The organism is Undibacterium sp. FW305-107 (assembly GCF_058788535.1).
Genome location: NZ_JBYTAV010000013.1, coordinates 67,656 through 90,151, shown reverse-complemented (window position 1 = coordinate 90,151; position 22,496 = coordinate 67,656). Strand labels below are relative to the sequence as shown.

The window sequence follows — 22,496 nt, the reverse complement described above, 5'->3', positions numbered from 1 at the left end:
CCTATGCGTACTTTGTTGAGGGTACAGCGTTTGTTGCTGCGCCTGGCCGCCAGCCTGGGAGTAGGATTGGGATTGTCTGGTGCAACTGCTGCCAGTGCCGCGAATGTTACCACTTTGGTCTGCACACATCCTGCCATGCGTGAATTTGACTTTTGGCTGGCGGAATGGCAGGTGCATACTCCTGACGGCAAACTGGCTGGAACGAATAGTATCAAGCGTGAATACGATGGTTGCGTCATCCACGAGCGCTATACCACCGGGCGCGGTTATAGTGGCGAAAGCTTGAATATCTATGATGTGCCGCGTAAAGTCTGGCACCAGAGCTGGGTAGATAATAGCGGTACCTTGCTATTACTTGAAGGGCGCTTGCAGGACGGTAAAATGGTGCTGGAAGGGCAAAACCTCGCTCCTGAGGGACATAAAATTTTGCACCGTATCACCTGGACACCAAATGCGAACGGGTCTGTACGCCAATTATGGGAGTCCACTGACACCAAGGGTATATGGGTAATTGCTTTTGATGGCCTGTACACAAAAAAATAGATGCTGATAACGGGATTTTAATACTGAAAATAAACAGGAGAACCTGATGTCCATCGCAAAATTAGCTTTTACAGTTTTATGCATGACCTGTGTCTGGCACGTCCAGGCTTCCGAAATACTTGAACTGCAGGATTATCATGCCAGCGAAGCCAAGGTCGGCAAGACTGGCCCATGGCTGGGTTTACAGCAGACAGACAAGCGCTGGCGTCTGGTGGCGGTCAAACCCAGCTTCAAGAAAATACCTGACCCCATCAGCGGAGAGGGCATAAGGGTGACTGCAAACACATCCAATGTCAGGATGTTGTTGTCTGACCCGGGTTTGAAGGCGGGCGCAGTTAGTGTCTCGGACGAGGTCAGGCTGGTCAGCGGGTCCATAGACGAAGAATTCGAGTTATCGACCTTACCGTCACTAGGGCAGGAAAGACTGATGCACCTGCAAGGCAATGCATATAGTCTGCAAAACCGCGAAGGTAAAATCTACCTCAAATATGCTGGCACTGAACAATATCTGTTCGACTATGTCGAAAACAAGGAAGACAATAATGCCCGCCTGATCTGGGTGGGAGATCTTGATCATGATGGCAAACTCGATTTCATCATCGATACCTCAAATCACTATAACGTCACAGAACTGCGGCTGTATTTGTCGGGGCAGGCGGCAAAAGGTGAGTTGTTGAAACTTGTGGCCACACGCAAAAGCACTGGCTGTTAATCTAAGCTGTATATCCTCAGGTTACATTTGCTTACCTGCGTAACATTATTCATGTCTCCTTTTTAATAGCCTCATGCGTTGTTGGAGCATGAGTCATTGTTAAACTGAAGGAGATCGACATGGAATTAGCCAATGCCAGCAAACGCATACACCCCTTGGTAGCGGGTGCTGCATGCTCAGTCATACTGGTGAGCCTCTTGGGCGCTGCTGCTCTCACAGGCGTGCTGCCAAGTTCCCACAGCACGGCAACGCCGGCCAGTAATGCTGTGCCTGCCATGGGCAGCAATGCCAATTTGATGAGTCCCGCAGTCAATACTGCCATGCCGGTTGCCAATACTGGAAATCAACCAGCGGCTAATTATGCGAGTCCTCAGTATGCAAGCCCACAGTATCCAAATACTGCGCAAAATAATTATCCTGCGCCAGCACCAGCCAGGGTTGTTCAAAGCAGCGCCCATCATCAGCCTGTCAGACATTATCAAACACAGCCAGCGCAGGCAAAGAATAGCCCGGTTGGTATAGGTGTTGGTGCAGTAATCGGTGGTTTGGTTGGTAGCCAGATAGGTAATGGTAACGGCCGCACGCTGGCTACTATTGCTGGCGCTGTTGGTGGTGGTTATGTAGGTAATGAAGTAGCGAAAAGAAATCCATAACAGGATTTTAAGATTTTAAGTAATCCATGATACGAACGGAATGCCGGCGTTAACGCTGGCACTCCGTTTTAAATTAATGCGCATTAGCGTATTAGTTAGCGCGAATTCGTTGTGCTCATCAGAGAACGCAATAAATCCGCTGCAATGCCTTTATTGGCCCAGGTTTGCGACAAATCCAGATCACCATTGGTGCTGACGATAATGAGGATATTCTGGTTTTGCAAATCCACGAGGTTCAAGATGCGTACACCGGCTATCCAGCCCTGGCGTTCGACGATCATGGCTGGCACGCCATCGTCACTGGCCTTGAATGGATAAGACCAGACACCTATCGCACCGCCGACATTATTTGGCTTGACCATCTCATCGCGGCTCTTGGCGGATAGGTATTTGCCGCGCATGAATGCCAGGTCAAATGCATACAAATCCCGCAAAGTGCCAAAGCTGCCCCCAGCGGGACCGTAACTGGCAAAGTTCACCGCAGGTTCAGGCTTGCCACCCAGGGTGCCATGAATATGGGTTTTAACATCCGGCTGGGCTGCAGTATAGTAACCAACATTTTGCATGCCAGCAGAGCTGAAGATGCGCTGTTGCAGCAAGCTCAAAAAGCTTTGCTTGTTGATCTTTTCCAACAAGGCACCCAAGACAATGTAATCGCAATTGTTATAGTCAAATTTACTGCCCGGTGCTGCATTGGATGGCCCGGCGCACAGGCCAGTTGCAAATTTCTGTATATCGTCCCCGCTATTGGCATCCATCATATGTACTGCCGGATTGACCATCTCATTGTACAAACCAGAATAATGCGTCAGCAATTGACGCAGGGTGGCGCTACGGGCCTGCACATTGGGATAATCCGGCCAGTAATGCCCCAGCGTCTGATCCAGTTGCAGTTTGCCCGCTTCAACATCTTGCATCACTAGAATGGCGGTCATTTGCTTCGTGATAGACGCAAAACGGAAAGTCTGTTTGATATCAGTGACATTGCCGAAAGCTTTCTCCAGCAAGACCTTGTCGCCACGTGCGGCAAATACCAGACCTTGAAAACCGGTATTTTTGAGGTTTTTGGCTGATTCTTCAAGATTAGGGATAGCCTTGGCTGGTGCCGCATAGCTGGCTGGACTCAGCAAGCTGGTGGCAATAATGGCAAAACTGGCAAGGTGGCGATGAAGGTAAGACATGTTGTGCTCCGGTACAGTAGTCGAGCAGATGCTCTGGCCTGAATATTAACAAAAGTTTAGCCTTAGGCTAATAGCCTTTGTGATCGGTAATTAGCCTCAGGCTATAATGCCGCTCTATGAATCTATTAAGAACCCTTGCCTCCATCAGTGGCATGACCATGTTGTCGCGGATTACCGGACTGGTACGTGACGTATTGATTGCCACACATTTTGGTGCGAATGCCTTTACTGACGTATTCAATATCGCTTTCCGCATTCCCAATCTGTTGCGGCGCATGTTTGCCGAGGGGGCTTTTTCGCAAGCCTTTGTGCCCATCCTGGCAGAATACAAGAACAATAAGGGTGATGATGCAACCAAGCAGCTGATCGACCGTGTTTCTACCCTGATGACATGGACCCTGGTATTGACCTGCATCCTTGGCATCGCCGGCGCACCGATTTTGCTTTATTTTTTTGCTGAAGGCTATAGAGGCAAGCCAGAGGTTTTTGATATGGCCGTGGTCATGACTCGCATCATGTTCCCGTATATCGGCTTCATGTCCATGGTGGCGCTTGCTGGTGGGATATTGAATACCTGGCGCGAATTCAAGGTGCCGGCCTTTACGCCAGTTTTATACAATCTGTCTTCGATAGCGGGTTCGCTGTTCCTCGCACCTTATCTTGAAAAGCCAATTTATGCACTGGCTATCGCCGTTTTTGTGGGTGGTGTCTTGCAACTGGTGGCACAGGTGCCCTCCTTGATCAGGCTGGGCATGTTGCCCAGCATCAGTTGGCGTATCGGTACAGCATGGCAGGACGAAGGGGTACGCCGCATCATGCGCAATATGGTGCCCGCCATCCTGGCGGTATCCGCTACCCAGATCAGCATCGCCATCAATACCAGCCTGGCATCAAAACTTGCTCCTGGCAGCGTGACCTGGCTGGCCAACGCCGACAGGTTGATGGAGTTTCCTACGGCCTTGCTGGGTGTCGCCCTGGGTACCATCTTGTTACCAGGTCTCTCCAAAGCGCATTCAGATGGCGACACGCTTGAATATTCCGCCTTGCTCGACTGGGGCTTGCGCCTGACTTTTTTGCTGGCCTTGCCTGCTGCAGTTGGCCTGGCAACCATACCCGATGCCCTGACATCTACTCTGTATCATCACAACAAATACGATGACCATGCAGTGCAAATGACATCCAATGCCCTGATTGCCTATGGCGTGGGTTTGCTTGGACTTATCGTCGTCAAAATCCTGGCCCCGGGTTTTTACGGTAAACAGGATATACGCACACCGGTAAAGATTGCCGTAGCCGTCATGCTGGTGACTCAGGCATTGAACTATGTGTTTGTGCCGCACCTTGCTCACGCTGGCCTGGCCTTGTCTGTCGGCCTGGGGGCCTGCGTGAATGCGATTTTCTTGTATACAGGCTTACGCAAGCGCGGTATTTACCAGCCGCAAAAGGGCTGGTTGATGTTCCTCGTCAAACTTTTTGCCGCTCTGGTATTAATGGCTGGCATAGCCTTGTGGACTTCAGCGCAATTCGATTGGTTAGGCATGCGCCATACACCTGTCTTGCGCGCTGGCGCTTTGGCTCTGGTGTTATTTGCATGTGCGGGGACGTATTTTGCCGCATTGGCACTCATGGGCTTCAGACCCAGGGATTTCAAGAAAGTGACCAGAGTCTGATCCCTTAGCCCCTCTACTTGACGCAGTGTCAACCGCGATCATCCTTACCTGACATAGTCATTATTGCTGCCCGGCTGCTGGCTGATTAAAATGCCTTCAGCCGATCAGGTAAGCCAGTGCATTCTGTGGATGGATTCATGCATAGTTTTCTTGTCGGATTCAATGAAACCTATTTGCCATGAAAGAGTTGAACCATGTCTGACAACCATGCACTGATTACAGATGCGGACGACACACCGAAAAAATCCTGGCTATTAAAAATTATGGGGTGGTTAGTATCGATCATTATTTTGATCGTCGTCGCCCAATTTATTGCTGGCTTAAAAAGCGACCAGAAAACAAAATTTGTTAATGAATCACGCAGCCTGGCAGAGATTGCCTGTGCTGGTGATGCTGCCTGTCTGGCGATCGTGAAAGCAAAATTGGATATCTGCCTGGAGCTGCATTCTGAATCACATAAAACAGGAAAATTTGGCCGCAAATACACTTTGCATAAAGAGGAGTTTTTAAGCTGCATGAAGTAGTTAAAGATCCAATTTTTGTCTTGGATGAGCCTTCGCCGGTTTGTAATATTTCATCTGAAATTTGATTAGAACGGCAAAATCCGGGTCACAAAAGAATCAGCAAGATGATTGAAGAACGAGGCTAATTCCGTACAATTTCTCCTATATACATCCGATAATGCACAGATCAGGAAACTGATATTGAAGAGTCAGGAAGAACTCATTAGCGGCATTCACAATTTTAAAAGCGACGTATTTGTGAGCATCCAGCACCTGACTTCGCTTTTCATCTGTGGATGTTTATTATTGATGGAGACAAAGGGGAAGTACGGAATGAAAAAAGTCATATTGGCAGGACTCATGTTTGGCATGGCGGCAGCAAGCAGTGCTGCTACTTATTATGTTGCACCCACTGGTAATGATGCAGCGGCGGGGACCAAATCAGCACCATGGAAATCCATAGCCCGCGCCCAGGTTGCAGCAGTTGCTGGCGATACTGTCTATTTCAGAGGTGGTAACTACAACTACACTGCAGGCATCAACACTTGCGCGACTCGTACTGACATCGTCAACGCGATTACGCTGGACAAGAGCGGCAGTTCAGGCAGTCCGATTCGTTACTGGGCTTATCCTGGTGAGACACCGGTATTCGATTTTTCGCAAATGAAGGATGATTGCCGCGTCAAAGCCTTCAATGTGGTTGCCAACTGGGTGCATTTGAAAGGGCTGGAAGTCACCGGTGCGCCACAACAACCTGGCAACCGCCTCAACCATGAATCATGGGCAGTATGGATCAACGGCAGCAATAATACGTTTGAACAACTCAATACCCATCACAATATGGGGCCGGGCCTGTTCATCCAGAATGGTGGCAACAACCTCGTTCTCAATAGCGATTCCCACCACAACTACGACCCCTACACCTCGAATGGCGCAGGCCAGAGTGCAGATGGTTTTGGTGCCCACGTCAAGGCGGGCAACCCCGGCAATGTATTCCGTGGCTGCCGTGCCTGGGCCAATTCGGATGATGGCTTTGACCTGATCAATGCCTATTCACCAGTACTGATAGAAAATTCCTGGACCTGGTCGCAAGGTTATTTGCCCGGCACCACCACACCTTTGGCGGCGGGTAATGGCAATGGCTTCAAGCTGGGTGGTTATGGTGGCGTGTATGTATCGAATGCTGCCAAGCACACCATACGCTTCTCGGTCGCCTTCAACAACAAGGCTGCTGGTTTTTACGCCAATCACCACCCGATAGCGAATGACTTCTACAACAATACCAGCTACGGTAATAATAGTGATTTCAATATGCTGGGCATTGATGCAAACGGTAATGCAGTTAATCTGGGTAACCTGCGCAATAACATCGCGTTTGGCGGTACGCTGGTGTCCAATATGACTGGCGCAAACGATCAGTTTAATTCCTGGAACCTCGCAGTCACGGTTTCGTCCGCTGACTTTCAAAGCATATCCACCACTGGCTGGGACGCGCCACGTCAGGCCGATGGCAGCCTGCCGGTATTGAACAAGTTCCGCCTGGTCACCGGCAGTGACCTGATCAACAAAGGTAGCAATGTCGGCCTGCCTTTCAACGGATCAGCACCTGATCTGGGAGCGTTTGAAAACTGATAGATCTGATCATGAATAGGATGAGATGCGTTTGCCTCATAACGGGTGCTGGACTGCGTTATGAGGCAAACGCATCTCACCCTATTTATGAAATGAGTTCTACTATTTGTGCAGCGATGCCTCGTTTTCTCTGTTCTTGCAATTAGTCGGTAAATACCCTTCCCACTTCCAGGGTGTATATACATCCTGTATCAGCAAGGCCAGCAGCTCTTTGAAGATGCTATCGCCATTAGAGCTGTTGCTCATGATGACAACACCGATTTTTTGTTCGTCAAACACGACGGAATGGTTTTCCCAACCGTCATCATGGCCTTCTTTGAAATAGGCTTTGCCATAAGGTGTTTGAAAAATACCCCAGCCCAGGCCATAAGCCAGTTGTATGTGCTTGTTTTCATCTGTTGATGCGGTCGATAAAGTAGGGAACTGGCTGGGTGTGGTGATGGTAATCTGCGGTGCCAGCATGACGGCTTTTGTTTCTTGGCTGATGATGCTCGCTTGCATAACGCCTTGGATGAAATGAGCATAATCATTGAGCGTCGTGTCCATGGAGCCGGCGGCATTCACTTTTTTTCTTTTTACGTGGCCCAGTGGACTTTCTTTTTCATCATGGCCGACTGCCAGATTGTCATTGAAACGGTCTTGCCATTGCATGCTGGTGTTATTCATGCGGAGGGGATTGAAAATGCGTTCCTGGATTAACGTACCTATATTTTTTTGGGTGATGGTTTCAATGATGAATTGCGCCAGGTTGATGCCTTCGCCTGAATAGGCATATCTGCTGCCAGGAATAAATTTAATCTCCAGTTTTTTGTCGGGATTGAGCCAGCGAAAATTGGCGAAACCTGCTGTATGGTTCAACAACATGCGCAGTGTGATTACCTGATAGCGCGAGTCATCTGCCAGGTCGCGGTAGTTGTCATAGTCTGGCAATGGCCGGGGTAAGTATTTTTGTACAGGTATGTCCAGATCAAGCACACCTTCTACCGCCAATTGCGCCACCAGCGTAGCAAACACTGCCTTTGTGAAGGATGCGCCGTACATCACAGTGTCTGTGGTCAGTGGCAACTGTTTTTCTCTGTCGCGGAAACCAAAGCTTTTGGTGTAGACGATTTTGTTGTCGTTGAGGATGGCGATGCCTAGCCCAGTGACACATGAGGCTGCCATCATGCTGCTGATTTTTTCTTCTATGCTTAGGGAGGAAATGCTGGAGCCATCAAGCCGTTTGATGATGGCAGGCTGTGCCAGTGTGGGAAAGCTTGCGGCAGTTAGCAAGGAGAGAACTGTGAAACTGATCAACGCATTTCGCCACATGATGCAGTTCTCCCTTCAAAGGAAATTTTTGTGATTGTTTAGCTGGCGTAAAACTCCCTCTCAAAACATAAACGATTTCACCAGGTTCAAATCCCCGATTTTGCGTAGCGGGATGACAAAGCTTTCGCGTTTTTCTCTGGTAGTATTTTCATAGAACACCAGGGTCACGCGCGTGGTAATGATGGGTTGCTTGCGCTGACTTTCGTCAAAATTATAACCACCTGCACCATAGTTACCCCAGTAGTTGACGAAGACATGGTAGGCACCATGCTTGGGGGCGATGGTCGTGAACATTTCCGGCCCTGGCCCATCGACGCTGTCTACATCGAGCCCACCGCCACCGTTCAGTATGGGAGCAGCAAAAAAGGCGTGCTGACCATCCGGTGTGATGATGTGCAGGTCAACCTCTGCCTCAGGTGCATCCCACGAACAGATGACGCGTAACTGTGGTGACAGTTGCTGGGTATTGGCTTCGTAATATTGCACGCGCTGCAGGCTCTTGCCGTCTGGTCCCTTGATTTCTATATTGTTGGAACCGCTGCCAAACGCATAATGACGTTCATAGCGGCCATCAGTGCCGTAATTGAGCACCATGGGGTTGCCATTGACGATGAGGGTATGCTTGCGCTGCTTGCCAGCATCAAGGATATGGCCTTCAATGAGGGTACGGTTTTTTTGCGTACCGCGGTCTATCGGCGGCAAGGGATAGGACGCACGTGTATCGCCGGATTTATCAGTCAGTCCACCATAATTCCAGCCGCCGCGCGGGCTATTGATGGTGGGTTTGTCTTCAGCGGCACAATTGGCGGCAGCGATGAAAAGGGCGCATGCCAGCAGGGATGGTTTGATTATCGTTTGCATGATCATCATGGATAGGTAAAGGATTTAACCAGGGTCAGTTCACCGGGTTTGCGCAATGGCACCTGAAAGCTTTGCTGTTTTTCTGACAGCGTACCTTCCTGGCTGATGATGGCAACCCTGGCGATGGTCAGGTTTTTTTCATCGCCGCCGCTGCCGTAATAATTCACGTAGACATGATAGCTACCTTTGGGGGGCGCAGTATTGGCATAGATTTCTGGCCCATAACCGGTGGTGACATCGACATCCAGTGCGCCGCCGTTTTGCACGACACGGTTACCATAGAATACGTGCTGGCCATCAGGTGAGACCACATGCAAGTCAAGGTCAGTGCCGTCGCTGTCCCACGATAAGACTACACGCAGGCGTGCATTCGGGCGGCTGGTATTGGTATCGAAAAACTGCACACGCCTGACATCACTGCCATCGGGGCTACGTACTTCTACATTATTGGAGCCTGAGCTGAATGAGTAAGGACGGGAAAACTCACCACCTTCACCTATGGACAAGGGCATGGCTGCACCATTGACGATGAGCTTGCCTGGTTTTTTCTTGTTGTTGGTACTGATGCGACCTTTAATGAGTGCCATTTCATTCTGGCCTTCGGCATTGACTGAGGATGCAGGGTAGTGCACAGGTTGTTTAAAGCCTGCTGCCTCACCGCCACTATTGCGCCAGCCGCCACGTGGCAGCTCTATTGTGGTGTCTGCCATCGCAGTGCAAGACATGGCAGCAAGCAGGCTGCTGACCGTGCAAATAATGAGTCGCTTAGGGTGAAACTTGATCATGTTGTTCCTTCTATGAGACGGCGTGCCAGTTTTTCTACATAGTCTTCATTGGCGCCGTTCGGATGAAATCGTAAAGCCAGATGCAGGTATTCATGGGCGAGGGTGATGCGCTCGTCCAGGCTGCGCCAGCCGCGGGCGTAGATACGCATGCGTTTCTGGTCAGAATAGGGGTTGCCACTTGCCAGCAAGCAGATCGCAGGTGGTGTATCTGGATGCTCAAAACCGGGTTCTCGACGCAAGATGCTTTGCCATTTGCTGCTGGCACTGGTGCTTGTCAGCCAGGTTTGTGCTGCGGCCAACGGCTTGCAATCGGATTTGCCATTGAAGCTGGCGATATTGGCTTGTGGATAACTGGTAGCCAGAATGCGTTCAAAATTCCAGCCCTGGCTGGCCTGCTTTGTTGCATCTTTCAATGACATGCGGTTGGTACCAGCACTGTCATTGTGATAACGCACGTTTGCCCCTTGCAGTATCAGGTCATCAGTGAACCAGGCGGCAGCCAGGGCAGCGTCGGTGGGCGCATTGGCACTGACACGCTGGCGGGTCGTGCTATCGGCAATGCGCCAGCAGCCATGATCAAGGGTGGCGTTCTGTATCAGGTAGCTGCGGGCTGCAATCGCCAGACTGCGGGCAACTTGTATGTTATTGGCATCGCCCTCACGGTCTATGACGCGGGCGACATAGTCGTTGATGCCGACGCGACCTGTGATTTGCGGAGCCATGCCTGGAGAGCGTTGCAGCGTCAGGCTGCCATTGCTGTTGATGTCCAGGCTATTGCCGTTGGTGAATTGCAGCCTGTATTTGCCGGACAGTGTTCCTGCACGTGCAGGAACACTTGTTGCAGATGCAGACAATACATCGCGCAAGGGATAGCGCGCAAAAAAGTCCACATCCACGCAATGCGCCTCGTCACCAGCATTCTCGGCATTATTGATGCTTGTCCAGCGAGGTGTGGGCAGGGTAGTTGCCAATGCTCTGGCCCAGGTCGTGAGAGTAGAACGGCTTGAGCCACGCGCGCCAAACCAGAATGGCGTGCCATCTGCCAGCCAGCCTGCTGCACCACCAAAGGCGCTGTTGTCCGGCAAATGCCAGGAATAGGTTTTGTAACGTATGCCTGTACCCAGTTGTGCCCAGGCTTCGCGGCCATAGCCTTGCACTGCGGTTTCCAGCAAGGCAGTACGGGCAGTTGAACGAGCATGTGGAGAAAACTTGCTCAGGGTTTCCAATAGTACTTTTACGCTGATCTGGGTGTCGGGCTGCAGTTGCGCTGTGCGTTGCAGCCAGTTGGCGTCACTGCGGGTTTGCCAGTAGCTTTTCCATGCCTTGTCATTGATGCTCAGGCGCGCTGGTGAAAAATAAGGGGCGCAGGAGCGCGCCAGGGCAGAGTCGCGTTCTACCTGCTCACCGGGTTCACAGCAATACAGGTCTTCGTTTTTCTCTTGTTCTTCACGCACATTCTTGCGCAAATCTTTTTTTGCTGTGCATGTATAAGCAGCTTCCTGCACATGATTGTCTTGCAGGTAGGCGTAGACAAATAACTTCCACAAGCTACCCAGGGGTATCTTTTGATCTATGGTCTTGTTGTCCTGAGAGTTCAGGGATCGCATTTCCACCTGGCCATCACGCAGCCAGGCGATGGTGGCCGTGCTGGCTGTATCTGCTGCAGCATGAGCAACTTGCGCAGACGCAGCCAGCGTGACTACGGTCGCGCTGGCAAGCATGATGGTGCTGATCGCTTTGCGGGCAGGATCAGCGGATTTCCATAAACGCACGTGGCTTGTCCTCAAAGGCTTTCTGGTCTGGCTGATACATGCGGTAGTAGCGTGCAGGCGGCAGGGCGAACTTGCCGGTTTGTGCTGCGCGAACCAGGTGACGTATTACGACCTGGCCGTCCAGAGCATCCACCGGTACGGCATAACCGCGTGGTGTTTGTTCGTAGCGTGCACGTTCCATCGCTTCCATATCTTTGCCGCCAGGGTAGCGCAGGCTGATACCCCAGGTAGAGCGGTCTGCCGAGGTACCTGGTGGCAAAGGTACTTCAACAATGCCAAAGTTCAGTTCTGGGCCAGAGGTACGGGTCAGTACCACTTCATCGAGATAGACTTCATCTGTCTTCAGTGCTGCACCGTCACCCAACAATTCCAGCTTGAAGCCAGCCTTGCCTGCGACTGGTTGCACAGGTGCGCCAGTAGCCGGGTTGACAGCAGGCTTGCTGGCACTGCTCGGCGCTGGTAGCGCTTCTGGTACCAGACGATAAATACGGCGTTCCACTTTCACAGACAGGCTGGATTTTTCTGGTTCACGGCTGTCGAACTGGGCAATTGCCATCATGCCTGCGCTTGGGTTAGAAGCCATTTTGATGACAGTTGGTGTTGGTGTAGCTGCGGTAGTATTCCAGCGATAGACGCTTTGACCTGTGACAGTTTCGCGCGCTTGCCAGCCAGCTTCGAGTTCTACCTTGGCCATGTTATTGCGCAGCAGAGGATCATTGCTGCCAGACTTGCCACCCAGGGCGCGGTAAGTCCACAGCAGGCTCAGGGCGCGGTCTATGGTAGGCGACTCTGACCTGACGCGTTCCAGCACAGCAGCAGCATCGCTGGCAGGACGTTTACCAGTCAGTATCAGCAAGGCTTCACCCAAAGGCAGGTCAGCCTGGTGTACACGGGCTGCTGCTTCTGGCAAGGTCGTAACGGTAATGCCTGTCAGATTACCTTTGCTTTGCTGTACCACATAGGCAGCCAGCAAGGTGCTCATGGCATGTTGTACATCATCATCCTTGTTGGCAAAGATCATGCTGTTCATGCCTGAGCGCGGGGTGATCACGACAGGTTTCGCAAACGCACCTTTGGCACCCAGCTCTTCACTGAGGGCTTCGGCCATGGATTTTACCGGCAAGCCCATATCTTGCATCCAGTACAACATCAGAGCGCGCTGCCAATGTGATTGCTTGACGCCATCCTTGCGGTAGACATCATTCAGGCGGTCAAAATGGCCTTCTGGCAGTGACAGTTTCAAGGCGCGGCTGGCATGCCAGTCGGCATAGTAGGCATAGGTGGTCAGCAGGGCATCGCCATCTTTTTCTGGCACACTCCACCAGCCAAAAGTCGCGTTTGGCCCGGCCATTTGCGCCAGGCGGAAGCGGTAGCTATACAGTCTTTGCGTTAATTGTGCTGCCAGTCTTTCTTCACTAGGCAAGGTTGATTGCAAGGCCAGGCTGTAAGGGATGAGACGGCTGGAAGTCTGCTCAACGCAGCCATATGGGTAATCGATCAAATCATCCATCAAACGGCGGAACTGGGTGCTGGCACTGTCAGCAAATTGCAATTGCAGGTTGCTGGCATCTGGCGGCAGTTTCAAGACTGTTTCCTTGCCAGTCACAGGCATACTGACCGAGCGCTGGCTTAGCCAATGCACAGGAATAACTTTCAAGGGCACATTCAGCGCATCAACAGTCTTGCCGCCTACAGCCAGTGACAGGTCTATCTTGTTATCCAGGCCATTGGCTTTCAAAGGCACGGAGATAAAATTCGCACCAGGTTTCAGTTTCAGGCTTTCTTGCTTGTTGACGCCGGAACCCGTGATGTTCAGGTTGGCACTGGCATCCTGGTTGCCCTGATTGAAGATGGCAATGCTGGCATTCGGTGCATCCTGCACACGCATCCAGTTCGGGCTGGTCCATTTTACATAGAAATCTTTGTCTGAGCGTACATAGGCGATGTTCTGGCCTACATTACCGCCAGCTTCGGTCGCACGCACGGTAATGCGCCAGCGTGTCAGCGAATCAGGCATGGTGAAGGTCAAACGGGCGCGGCCTGTAGCGTCAGTGGTGACATTCGGTTGCCACAGGGCGGTGTCCTTGTCTTCACGACGTGGTCTTTCCAATACCTTGATGGCGCGCTCATGGGTTTGCCCGTTGGCTGGCAAGGCCAGCTTGGATGGTGGCACGGCCAGGTCATAGGCGATAAAGCTCAGGCTGGCAGAAGTGCGCACATTATTGCGGCGCGGGTGGTAGAAAAAGTCAGAAATATCTGGTGCAATTTCAGGTTGCAACACATAAATCATTTCATCAACCACGCCCACTGTGAGTTGGCTGCCTGCGGCTGGTTTGCCATCCACCATGGCGGTCAGGTCCAGCGTGACTTTGTCGCCAGGTGCATAGACGGCCTTGTCGGCTTTGACAGCGACATTGATGCGTGGCTGCTCAACTTTCAAACCCAGGTTCTGGAACACATAATCAGCGCCTTTGACATACACCACCGACAGGGTGATGTTAGGGCCATAGGTATCCTGCACAGGCAGTTCTACCTTCCATTGCATAGGTGACAGACGCTTGGCGCTGAGCCAGCCACTGGCATTGCTCATCAAGGCGGTTTTTTCTACCTTGTCACGCTCCAGGGTAAACAATGCCTGATCGACTTGCTGCGGGAAGGTGATCAGCGCACTGGCAGTTTCACCTGGCTTGTAGCTGGTCTTGTCAAACACCATTTCTATCGAGCCCTGAGGCGCACTGACGCCAGCACCACTGACATAATGCGAAGTCGCACCCAGGATATTGCCTGCTGCATCACGTACGGACAGGGTATAGGTACCAGGTTCAGCAAAAGCCAGTGTCAATTTGCTGGCGTTGGCCAGCTTGCCGTTGGATTTCTTTTGGTTTTCCAGTCTTACCCAATCCCATGTTGCCGGGGCACTGACTGTGCTCACAGTATTGCCCGGCACAGGCAGGGCAGTCATGGTGAAGTTCATGTTTTCACCGACTGCGGAGAATGCACGGTCAGCCTTCAGGCTATAGGTGCCAGCGCTACGCTCCACCAGTATTTCCTTGGTAGAACGTACGCGGTAAGCAGCGCCATCAGTTGCCAGCACCGACAAAATATAGCGGCTGGGTTCAGTTGCTGCTGGCAGTTTGAATTCAACGAAACCGTTGCTGTCGGTCGTAAATGTCGTTGTGCTCATCTGTACCGGGAACTGGCCTGCGTAACCCAGATCACCTTCAACAATAGTCAGGCGTTGGGCGCGTACAGTCAAGTCTGCCTTGGCATTGACGACAGGTTTGCCATCGGGATAGACCAGTTGCAGCTTGCCCTTGATTTCTTCATTGGTTTTGTAATCCTTTTTGCCGGGCATGACATTGATTTCAAAATGCGGCTTCTGGTATTCAGCCACACGGAAAGCAGCGCCATAACTATTGCCCTTGTAGCTGAAACGCAGTTCATAACCACCTGCCACGGCATTATCAGGCAACTGGAATACCGTATCACCACCAGACTGCGGTGTCATTTGCAGGGTCTGTGCTGCTACCGGAAAGCCATTCGCATCAAATACCTGCAATTTCAATTCACCTGCGGTGATGGCTGTGGATTCACGGGCAGACACAAAAGTACGGCCCAAAAATTTCACATATACAGTTTCACCAGGGCGGTACAGAGGGCGGTCAGTCACTGCGTACAGCTTGGTGTTATAGATTTCACTATCGTAGTAATAATTTTCTGCGACGAAGACGCCGCCTTTGCTGTCTTCACCATAGACATAAGTTTTTTCTGGTGCATCACGTTCAAAATTGACGATGCCGCTCGCATCTGTCGCGCCTGTACTCAGGATACCTGCGCCATCTGTCCACACTGTTTTTGCATCTGCCACAGCCTGACTGGTGCGGCGGTCAGCCACCCAGACCAGCATTTGTTTGCTCGATACCTTGGTGACAGCGATAGAGTCAGATACAAATACCAGGGTCACAGCGCGATAGCTGCCAACCATGGCTTCTACCAGATACAGCCCAGGTTCTTTTTTACCCAGTGGTATCAGTACATTACCTTTTGGCGAGGTGATGAATTCACTGCTGCTGCCATCCAGTTTGACGCCTTTAGGTGGCTGTATAGGCTGGGCGATATGCACAGGGTAACGGAAGCTATCAACCAGGGTATGCGCCTTCAGCGGCTGGTACAGCGGGTTCATTTGCTGCGGTGTGGGTGCTTTGACCAGCGGGTGCAGGCGTACTTCCGGTGCTTGCGAAGTCACGGCTTTTCTGGCATCCGATGAAAACAGCTTGCGCCACATGCGGCGTGAGGCATCCCACCAATTGTCCCAGGTACGCGCCAGCGCATCAGACACGCCTTTGCCTTTGTAATTGCCTTTGGCATCAATGCGATGCAAATTCTTTTGCGCCTTCAAAAATTCCAGCGGGTCTTTGACCTTGTAGACGTAGACGTCAACACCACCGAGTTCGGAAATCTGCCCCATGTCCTGGGCTTCCAGCCGCACCATGGCAGTATCGCCAGAACCATAAGCTGCATCACTGAGCAGGAAGAAAGACGAGCCGCCACCGCCATCCTGCGCTATTGCAGGCATGAACAGTAACAAGGCACACAGTGCCGTCAATAAAGTGAAATAACGGGATTGTTTGAATGTAGCTTTCATTGGGCGCTTTCAGGCGGACAAGAAATTGAGGCGATACACGCCAGCAAAATTGGGATTATCTTGGGTAGGGTGCCAGCGCGTATCGCGCCAGGCTTGCAAGTCGCGCAACTTGACGGCGCGCAGACCATTGTCACTTGGTGTGACCGTGCCAGTGTGATAGGCGATGAAAGAGTTCATCCACACCATCAGATGCTGGGCATCGCCCTGATCGAAGAACAGCAGGTCGCCAGGGGCTGCCAGATTGCAGTCCTTACCGCGAAACCTGGCATTCTCCTGCACCATTTCTATGGCACTGACATAGGCCGAGAGAGTACCGTCAGCGAGGCGCCATTGGTGGCGCACTGATTGCGTACTTTGATCAAGATCGATTTCTGGCGGCAGGGCCGTGCCCAGCATGCCATTCGCACGCTTCCATTTTTCATCATGCTCGCGCAGGGACTCTGCCACCGCAAAACGCACGAGGCCTACGCAATCACGCTGCTGCCAGCGTGGTGTCGGGCCTGCAGTCAACTGGGCAGCAATGATGCGTGTCATCCAGGCGCGGCAACTGCGCGACTGGGCTGGTGTCAATGTTGGTGTGGCAGTGACGACAGGTGCAGTGCTTGTTCCAGTTTTATTAGCATTGCTTGCATTGGCAGCAGGCAATGGCACAACCGGCGACGTGACTTTGTTGGCCAGCGCCAGCCTGTGCCAGCCCAGCATCGTGCCGGCGGCGAGCATGCCAGTCAATACATGCCGGCGTTTCAATTGGATTTCTCCTTGCTGATCCATTCAACTTTTTGCCAGGCTTTGCCACTGGCCTGGGCCTTGCTCAGTTCCAGACGGATAGGAGGGTAAGTGGCCAGGGCCTTCATGCGGGCAGGGAGATGGGTTTTTGCCGCTTCGAGGAAATTGGCATCTTCAGGTTTTGCCAGGGCAGCGTAGATTTCTCGTTGCGCCATTTCCGACAAGGGGCGTGGTGTAATCAGACCCAAAGTGCTTTGCGCGCCAGATGTCTGGTCAGCCACGCTGGGGTTGCTGCGGGCGATGGTATCAACCACTTTTTCTACCAGGCCACCATTAGGTGAAAACACCACAAAGTCGCCGCTGGCGGCCAGCGTAGCCATGCTCTTGGTATTGCGCCACAGTTTCTGATCAGGCCTGGCTTTGGTCGTGCCTTTGCCTGGTGCTGCTTGTTCACCGCTGGCAATCGCCCAGCTCGCCATGGCTTGCAAGGTGGCATCGCGGTTGGCAGTGTTCAGTGGCAGTTTGGTGATGAATACTGGGGAATACAGATTCGATTCGCGATACCAGCAAGCCAGGCCAGGGCCGGACAGTGGTGCCAGTGCCTGATCTGGCAATTTGGGCTTGGCATCTGCTTGTTTCAAGACGGTATTGACCATGCTCCAGTCAATTGGCACGGTGATGCATGCGCTGGGGTTTGCCGGTGCCGCAGTCCACAGGGCAGGGTCAAGCAACTGTGCTGAAGAAGTTTTTTTGGAGTCCAGCCAGACCGAGGTTGACCAGTTGCCGCCGAAGTCAAAGCGCATGCCCTTGAAGCCGGATACAAAAGCGCCGTAACCCAGGGCCATGGTCGGTGCACCTATCGCCATCGTATGTTTTGCCGTTCCAGCAGCTTGAGCTGGCGCAGGGGCGATATTATCCAGATCAAATTGCAGCGATAGCGCGCCATCATGTTCAAGCCACTTGGCAACAGCTGCACGCGCTTCCGTTACGATGCTGTTACTACCATCGAACAACAGACCGGGATCAGACAGCACCACTACGCGATCACCCTGGCTGATTAGTAGCAAGGTGCGGCGTGGATTGACTTCCAGTGCCATGATCTGGGCTTTGCCATTGCTGGTACTGATCTCGCCTGCCAGTTTGAGCTGCCCATCCTTCAATGCCACTTTGGCGGCTTCTTGCAGGGCTTTGTTGAGCAGGCCCATGCGCATGACCACAGCATAGTGACGCAAGGCACCTTTGCCATCGCGCCAGAAAGCAACTTCTGCCGGTTCATTGAAAATACTGGCATATAGCTTGTCTTGCCAATCGAGGTCATGCTCGTAGGCAATGCGTTTGACGGCGCCGTTCAAACCAAGGCGGTCTTCATTCTGTTCATAATAGAAGGCCAGGTCTTCAGTCAGCACATCTTTGGCTATCGGCACTTGCAGCAAATCACGCGGCAGTCTGGATAGACTGCTGGTGCGTATCAAGGCATCCGGTTGTGAGATATCCACCATGAGGCGGGTGCCAACATAGTGGTAATCCTTCCAGTGCTTGCTCAACTGGTAGGCAACAGCAGCAGCGGCAACTGTAACAACAGTACCGGTGACGATCCAAATACGACGCATGAATTCTCCCTCAGGGGTATGGCTTTTTTATTGCACGGATACTATCCAAAGCAGGCTTGCAAGACAATCGTTTGCCGCTGCCTATTTGGTAATTTTCTGTAAGTGTGCTGGTCAAAACTTGAATTGGTAATTGTGTCACGTATAATAAAATAAATTTATTTTGTTGCAATAAATTTTTATCGTATTTAAGCTGGTATTTTTTTGCAGAGTAGTCTTCTTGAGTGGAAAATAAAAACTGTGAAATTGGCCGGTTACTTCCTTAGGGATAATTGCGCAATGCTTAGTCTTCTTGTGATCTGCGCGATAGCTTGTCGTGACTTTTAATTTGCCTATTCCTTTAATAACTGAGGATCAGGTCAGGCTTAAAAATATTTTCCCGCTTTGAAAAAAATGCCGGGTTGGGACGAATAACGATGATGCGCACGATATTTCATGCCAGCATAGGGCGCACATGATATTTAAATGCAAGCTGGCATTAAACTGTACAGGAGTGATCTATGAGTGACGGTTTCAATAAATTGGCTGAGATGCAGGAAGCTAATCTCGGTCTGGCTGCCAAGGTTATCAAGTTTGCCGGTTGGGGCATAGTTATACTAGGTGTGCCTTTATTGATTTTCCCGCCGGTAGGCTTAAGCTGTTTTGCTATGGGAGCCTTGCTAATCTGGGGATCGAAAAGAATGCAGTCCATGGGTAAAGTCGGGGCAGACGTTTTACGAGACATTGCTGCCAATCAAAGCAAGGCAAAAGATTCCTGAAGCAAATCCTGCCACACAGCCCGGATCAATGTCCGGGCTGATATTTTTATTTCCTTGCAGTAGCTCAGGCAGGCTTGGTTTCACTGACGATGCGCTCATGTTCTGCCGCCCAGGCAGCATCGATGGCACCGACTTTGACAAATGCAGGACGACTGCAGACACGTTCAATATAACTCATGACGACTGGGGATTCAGGCACCAGCTTGAACATGGTGCCCCAGCGCAAGGCATTACCCCAGAGTACATCCGCTGCCGTGAATTGCTCGCCCAATAAATACGGGCCTTTTTCCAGTTGCGCCTTGATGATGCCCAGCATGGTGTCAAAATCACCGTAGGGACACATGGATGGCGCTGCTGGCGGATGTTGTGCAAACTTGTCGACCAGTGCCGGCTCATAGCAGGCCGCATAGTACGCCATCCAGCGCAGATAGGGGCCGCGCAACTGGCTACCCAGTGCCGGTGTCAAACCAGCCTGAGGGAACAGATCTGCCAGGTATAAAAAGACTGCAACCTGCTCCGTGATCAGCTCACCGCGATGCTGTACCGCAGGGACTTTTCCCATGGGGTTGATAGCCAGGTAGGCGCTTTGTCTTTGCTCACCAGCCTTCATATTCAAGACATGCAATTGATAAGGCGCACCCAATTCTTCCAGCAAGACCAGAGCACCAGTAGCGCGTGTTTGTGGGGAATAGAACAGGGTGATGTTGTCCGTATTGCTCATGATAAGACCTTTCATTTTTATCGCGGTGGCGGAATTGCCTGGCCGTTGATATAAGAATATGCCTCCATACCTGACATCTTTTGTCAGGTTGGTATAATATTTATTAATATTTAAGCTTAGTGCAAAAAACGAGAATTTTCCCAGCCATGCGCGCCAGCCGACTCATCTCCATCCTGACTATCCTGCAAGCACGCGGTTTTGCTACTGCACCTGAACTGGCTGATGAATGTGCGGTCAATCTGCGCACGATTTATCGTGATATTGATGCCATGAGTGAGGCCGGTATCCCCATTTATAGCGAACGTGGTTCAGGTGGTGGTTATCGCTTGCTGGATGGTTATCGCACGCAATTGAATGGCTTGTCGGCCAAGGAGGCTGAAGCGCTGTTCATGAGCGGGCTGGCGGGGGCTGCAACCGATATGGGGCTGGGTTCAGTCATGATGGCAGCACAAAACAAATTGCTGTCAGCCATGCCAGCTTCCTTGCGCGAAGGGGCGCAGCAAATGCGCTCACGCTTTCATCTTGATGCGCCTGCCTGGTTTGGACAGTCAGAGCAACCCCTGCATTTACCCAAGGTAGCAGATGCAGTTTGGGAACAAAAGCGCATACAGATACGCTACCAGAGCTGGAAAGGTGTCAAGGAGCGTATCGTTGAACCACTGGGTCTGGTCATGAAGAGTGGATCCTGGTATCTGGTGGGGCAGGTGGACGACAACCCACGTACGTACAGAATCTCACGCATGCTGGAACTATCCGTTCTCGAACAGCGCTTTGAGAGACCGGCGCCCTTCGATCTGGCAGCCTACTGGCGTAAATCTACCCAGCGTCTGGAGCAGGACATGCACAGGAATATGGCAACCGTGCGCCTGTCACCAAGAGGGGTGAAATTCAGGGAGCACTTTCTGTCTCCCTATGTTTTTTCTGAAATGCAATTGGCCAGTGAACTTGACGAGGACGGCTGGTGCAGGGCGACCATGCCTGTCGGTTCCCTGATGATGGCTTGTGCCGAGATCTTGCGTTTTGGCGAAGATGCTGAAGTGCTTGAGCCGCCCGAGTTGCTAAGCAAGGTGAGGGAACACGTCGCGAAAATGGCGGCGATCTATAGCAAGGCGGTTAGTCAGTCCTTATAAATCCAGAACAAACAAAAAAAGCCCACAACCGTTGCCAGTTGTGGGCGAACACCTTTGGAGAGGAATACCTTAAGCCTTGGAGAGTAAACCTCGCTCTCCTCAGTCAAAAAAATGAAAAAATCAAATCTCGAATTAATTATATACATTTTATCGATAAAATGTCGATAAAATGATTTTGTTGTGGCTTTTATGGGATTCTCTTCATGCGTTTGCTTGAAGGTGATGCTGGTGGGAAAGTTTAAAGCTCGTTGAACTTGCCGTTTTCATGCTAATGGTCATCGGGTCAACGATCAGTCTTTTCAATCAGTATTACTGATGCCGCATGCAATTGCTGACCAGGGGCATAAGGTTCAGGAGTTATGGCTAGAGACTCAGTTTTTTAATCCGCTGTCATCGAGTAGCACAGTTGTCAGTTATTCAGAGGGTAAGTGATATGAGGGTTTTAAGAATATGTTGAACTCATTCTTATTTTGGAATGAGTTCTAATAAATGAGTGTGAGCAAATGAATTCAAAGAAATGAATTCAAATAAATGGATTTAAATAATTGCGTCAGACAATTCAATCTGGCTCAAGCTGTGAAATTTGCAGTAATTTATTTATGCGCGGCAAAAGCCAGCAGGTCAGCCATGGAGCCCGCAAAGATATCGGTATCTACACTTCCTGTAATGCCAGCTACGCTACCAGATTCTGAATTTTGCCAGAATGTCCATTTACTCCAGCCAGTCGGTATGGTTGGCTGTGACGCACCATACTGTGCAATCCACAGCGCATATCTGGAAAAGCTATTGTTCATGTTCTGGTTCCAGAAAGACGGGCCGGTATAAATCATCGGCGTACGGCCCAATGCCTGTTCTACTGTGTTGAGCCATATTTGTACATTGGCGGCCAGCGTCGCAGTACCAAAATTACCTTTGTTGATCTCAATATCAATAACCGGGGGCAAGTCACCAACTGCAAGGCTGCCTACTGCCTTGATGAAATTATTCGCCTGGGTCACCGGGTCGTCGTTGCTTTCATAAAAGTGATAAGCCCCACGCAATAATCCTGCTGCCTTCATGCCTGCCCAATTGGTCTTGAACTGAGGGTCAGTATAGGTATTACCATCTGTGGCCTTGGCAAAGGCAAAGCCTATTCCGGCATTTTTGACTGAAGCCCAGTTGACTGCGCCCTGATAATGGGACACATCAATTCCTTGCACGGTGGTGTTGGTCGCCATACTTTTCTCCACTGATAAATTCTAGATGAAATAGCTAGGCAATAAGATAACAGGAATATTGTGATTTAT

General features: G+C 51.2%; 18 protein-coding genes. 8 read left to right on the top strand and 10 right to left on the bottom strand.

The window, feature by feature from the left end:
• Positions 1-3 precede the first annotated feature (3 nt).
• The 3 genes from AC3WQT_RS25075 to AC3WQT_RS25065 all read left to right on the top strand — a co-directional run bounded on the left by AC3WQT_RS25075 (position 4) and on the right by AC3WQT_RS25065 (position 1,908).
• Positions 4-543, top strand: a complete 540-nt coding sequence (locus AC3WQT_RS25075; RefSeq protein WP_492708157.1) for a hypothetical protein — start codon at positions 4-6, stop codon at positions 541-543.
• 46 nt (positions 544-589) lie between these two features.
• A complete protein-coding gene (locus AC3WQT_RS25070) occupies positions 590-1,255 on the top strand; it encodes a hypothetical protein (protein ID WP_492708155.1) in 666 nt (221 codons plus the stop codon).
• 119 nt (positions 1,256-1,374) lie between these two features.
• Positions 1,375-1,908: a glycine zipper 2TM domain-containing protein gene (locus tag AC3WQT_RS25065; RefSeq protein WP_492708153.1), complete on the top strand. Its 534-nt coding sequence runs from the start codon at positions 1,375-1,377 to the stop codon at positions 1,906-1,908.
• A gap of 95 nt (positions 1,909-2,003) precedes the next feature.
• Here the strand turns inward: AC3WQT_RS25065 and AC3WQT_RS25060 are convergent, their stop codons facing one another.
• Positions 2,004-3,089: a serine hydrolase domain-containing protein gene (locus tag AC3WQT_RS25060; protein ID WP_492708151.1), complete on the bottom strand. Its 1,086-nt coding sequence runs from the start codon at positions 3,087-3,089 to the stop codon at positions 2,004-2,006.
• Between the two features lie 116 nt (positions 3,090-3,205).
• Here AC3WQT_RS25060 and murJ point away from each other — a divergent pair, with 116 nt between their 5' ends.
• The 3 genes from murJ to AC3WQT_RS25045 all read left to right on the top strand — a co-directional run bounded on the left by murJ (position 3,206) and on the right by AC3WQT_RS25045 (position 6,894).
• Positions 3,206-4,759, top strand: a complete 1,554-nt coding sequence (gene murJ / locus AC3WQT_RS25055) for a murein biosynthesis integral membrane protein MurJ (RefSeq protein ID WP_492708149.1) — start codon at positions 3,206-3,208, stop codon at positions 4,757-4,759.
• A gap of 194 nt (positions 4,760-4,953) precedes the next feature.
• Positions 4,954-5,283 carry a hypothetical protein gene (locus AC3WQT_RS25050; protein ID WP_492708147.1) on the top strand — a complete coding sequence of 110 codons (330 nt, stop codon included), beginning with the start codon at positions 4,954-4,956 and terminating at the stop codon, positions 5,281-5,283.
• 312 nt (positions 5,284-5,595) lie between these two features.
• Complete coding sequence (locus AC3WQT_RS25045) at positions 5,596-6,894, top strand: right-handed parallel beta-helix repeat-containing protein (protein ID WP_492708145.1); 1,299 nt, start codon at positions 5,596-5,598, stop codon at positions 6,892-6,894.
• 102 nt (positions 6,895-6,996) lie between these two features.
• On the opposite strand, the gene AC3WQT_RS25040 is transcribed toward AC3WQT_RS25045, so the two are convergent.
• Genes AC3WQT_RS25040 through AC3WQT_RS25010 form a run of 7 tightly spaced genes read right to left on the bottom strand, consistent with a single transcriptional unit; the run spans position 6,997 to position 18,604 of the window.
• Positions 6,997-8,205 (bottom strand): serine hydrolase domain-containing protein, encoded by a 1,209-nt coding sequence (locus tag AC3WQT_RS25040; RefSeq protein WP_492708143.1) that lies wholly within the window; start codon positions 8,203-8,205, stop codon positions 6,997-6,999.
• Between the two features lie 60 nt (positions 8,206-8,265).
• A complete protein-coding gene (locus AC3WQT_RS25035; protein WP_492708141.1) occupies positions 8,266-9,066 on the bottom strand; it encodes a YfaP family protein in 801 nt (266 codons plus the stop codon).
• A 5-nt stretch (positions 9,067-9,071) separates the two neighbouring features.
• Positions 9,072-9,851, bottom strand: coding sequence for a YfaP family protein (locus AC3WQT_RS25030; protein ID WP_492708139.1), 780 nt, complete (start codon positions 9,849-9,851; stop codon positions 9,072-9,074).
• Positions 9,848-11,623 carry a DUF2300 domain-containing protein gene (locus AC3WQT_RS25025; RefSeq protein ID WP_492708137.1) on the bottom strand — a complete coding sequence of 592 codons (1,776 nt, stop codon included), beginning with the start codon at positions 11,621-11,623 and terminating at the stop codon, positions 9,848-9,850. The genes AC3WQT_RS25030 and AC3WQT_RS25025 overlap by 4 nt, the downstream gene beginning before the upstream one ends.
• Positions 11,601-16,268, bottom strand: coding sequence for an alpha-2-macroglobulin family protein (locus tag AC3WQT_RS25020; protein WP_492708135.1), 4,668 nt, complete (start codon positions 16,266-16,268; stop codon positions 11,601-11,603). The genes AC3WQT_RS25025 and AC3WQT_RS25020 overlap by 23 nt, the downstream gene beginning before the upstream one ends.
• A 9-nt stretch (positions 16,269-16,277) precedes the next feature.
• The gene (locus AC3WQT_RS25015; RefSeq protein WP_492708133.1) at positions 16,278-17,015 is read right to left on the bottom strand and encodes a DUF1175 family protein; all 738 of its coding nucleotides are present in this window, start codon (positions 17,013-17,015) and stop codon (positions 16,278-16,280) included.
• Positions 17,012-18,604: a DUF2138 family protein gene (locus tag AC3WQT_RS25010; protein WP_492708131.1), complete on the bottom strand. Its 1,593-nt coding sequence runs from the start codon at positions 18,602-18,604 to the stop codon at positions 17,012-17,014. Before AC3WQT_RS25010 ends, AC3WQT_RS25015 begins: the two co-directional genes overlap by 4 nt.
• Positions 18,605-19,101: 497 nt before the next feature.
• Between AC3WQT_RS25010 and AC3WQT_RS25005 the strand changes: the two genes are divergently transcribed.
• On the top strand, positions 19,102-19,359 hold the full coding sequence (locus tag AC3WQT_RS25005; protein ID WP_492708129.1) for a hypothetical protein: 258 nt from the start codon (positions 19,102-19,104) through the stop codon (positions 19,357-19,359).
• Positions 19,360-19,423: 64 nt separating this feature from the next.
• Here AC3WQT_RS25005 and AC3WQT_RS25000 read toward each other — a convergent pair whose 3' ends face one another.
• Entirely contained in the window at positions 19,424-20,080 is a 657-nt protein-coding gene (locus AC3WQT_RS25000) for a glutathione S-transferase family protein (protein ID WP_492708127.1), read from the bottom strand.
• A 146-nt stretch (positions 20,081-20,226) separates the two neighbouring features.
• Here AC3WQT_RS25000 and AC3WQT_RS24995 point away from each other — a divergent pair, with 146 nt between their 5' ends.
• Positions 20,227-21,210 (top strand): helix-turn-helix transcriptional regulator, encoded by a 984-nt coding sequence (locus tag AC3WQT_RS24995; protein WP_492708125.1) that lies wholly within the window; start codon positions 20,227-20,229, stop codon positions 21,208-21,210.
• 593 nt (positions 21,211-21,803) lie between these two features.
• Here AC3WQT_RS24995 and AC3WQT_RS24990 read toward each other — a convergent pair.
• Positions 21,804-22,427, bottom strand: coding sequence for a glycoside hydrolase family 25 protein (locus AC3WQT_RS24990; RefSeq protein WP_492708124.1), 624 nt, complete (start codon positions 22,425-22,427; stop codon positions 21,804-21,806).
• Between the last annotated feature and the right edge of the window lie 69 nt (positions 22,428-22,496).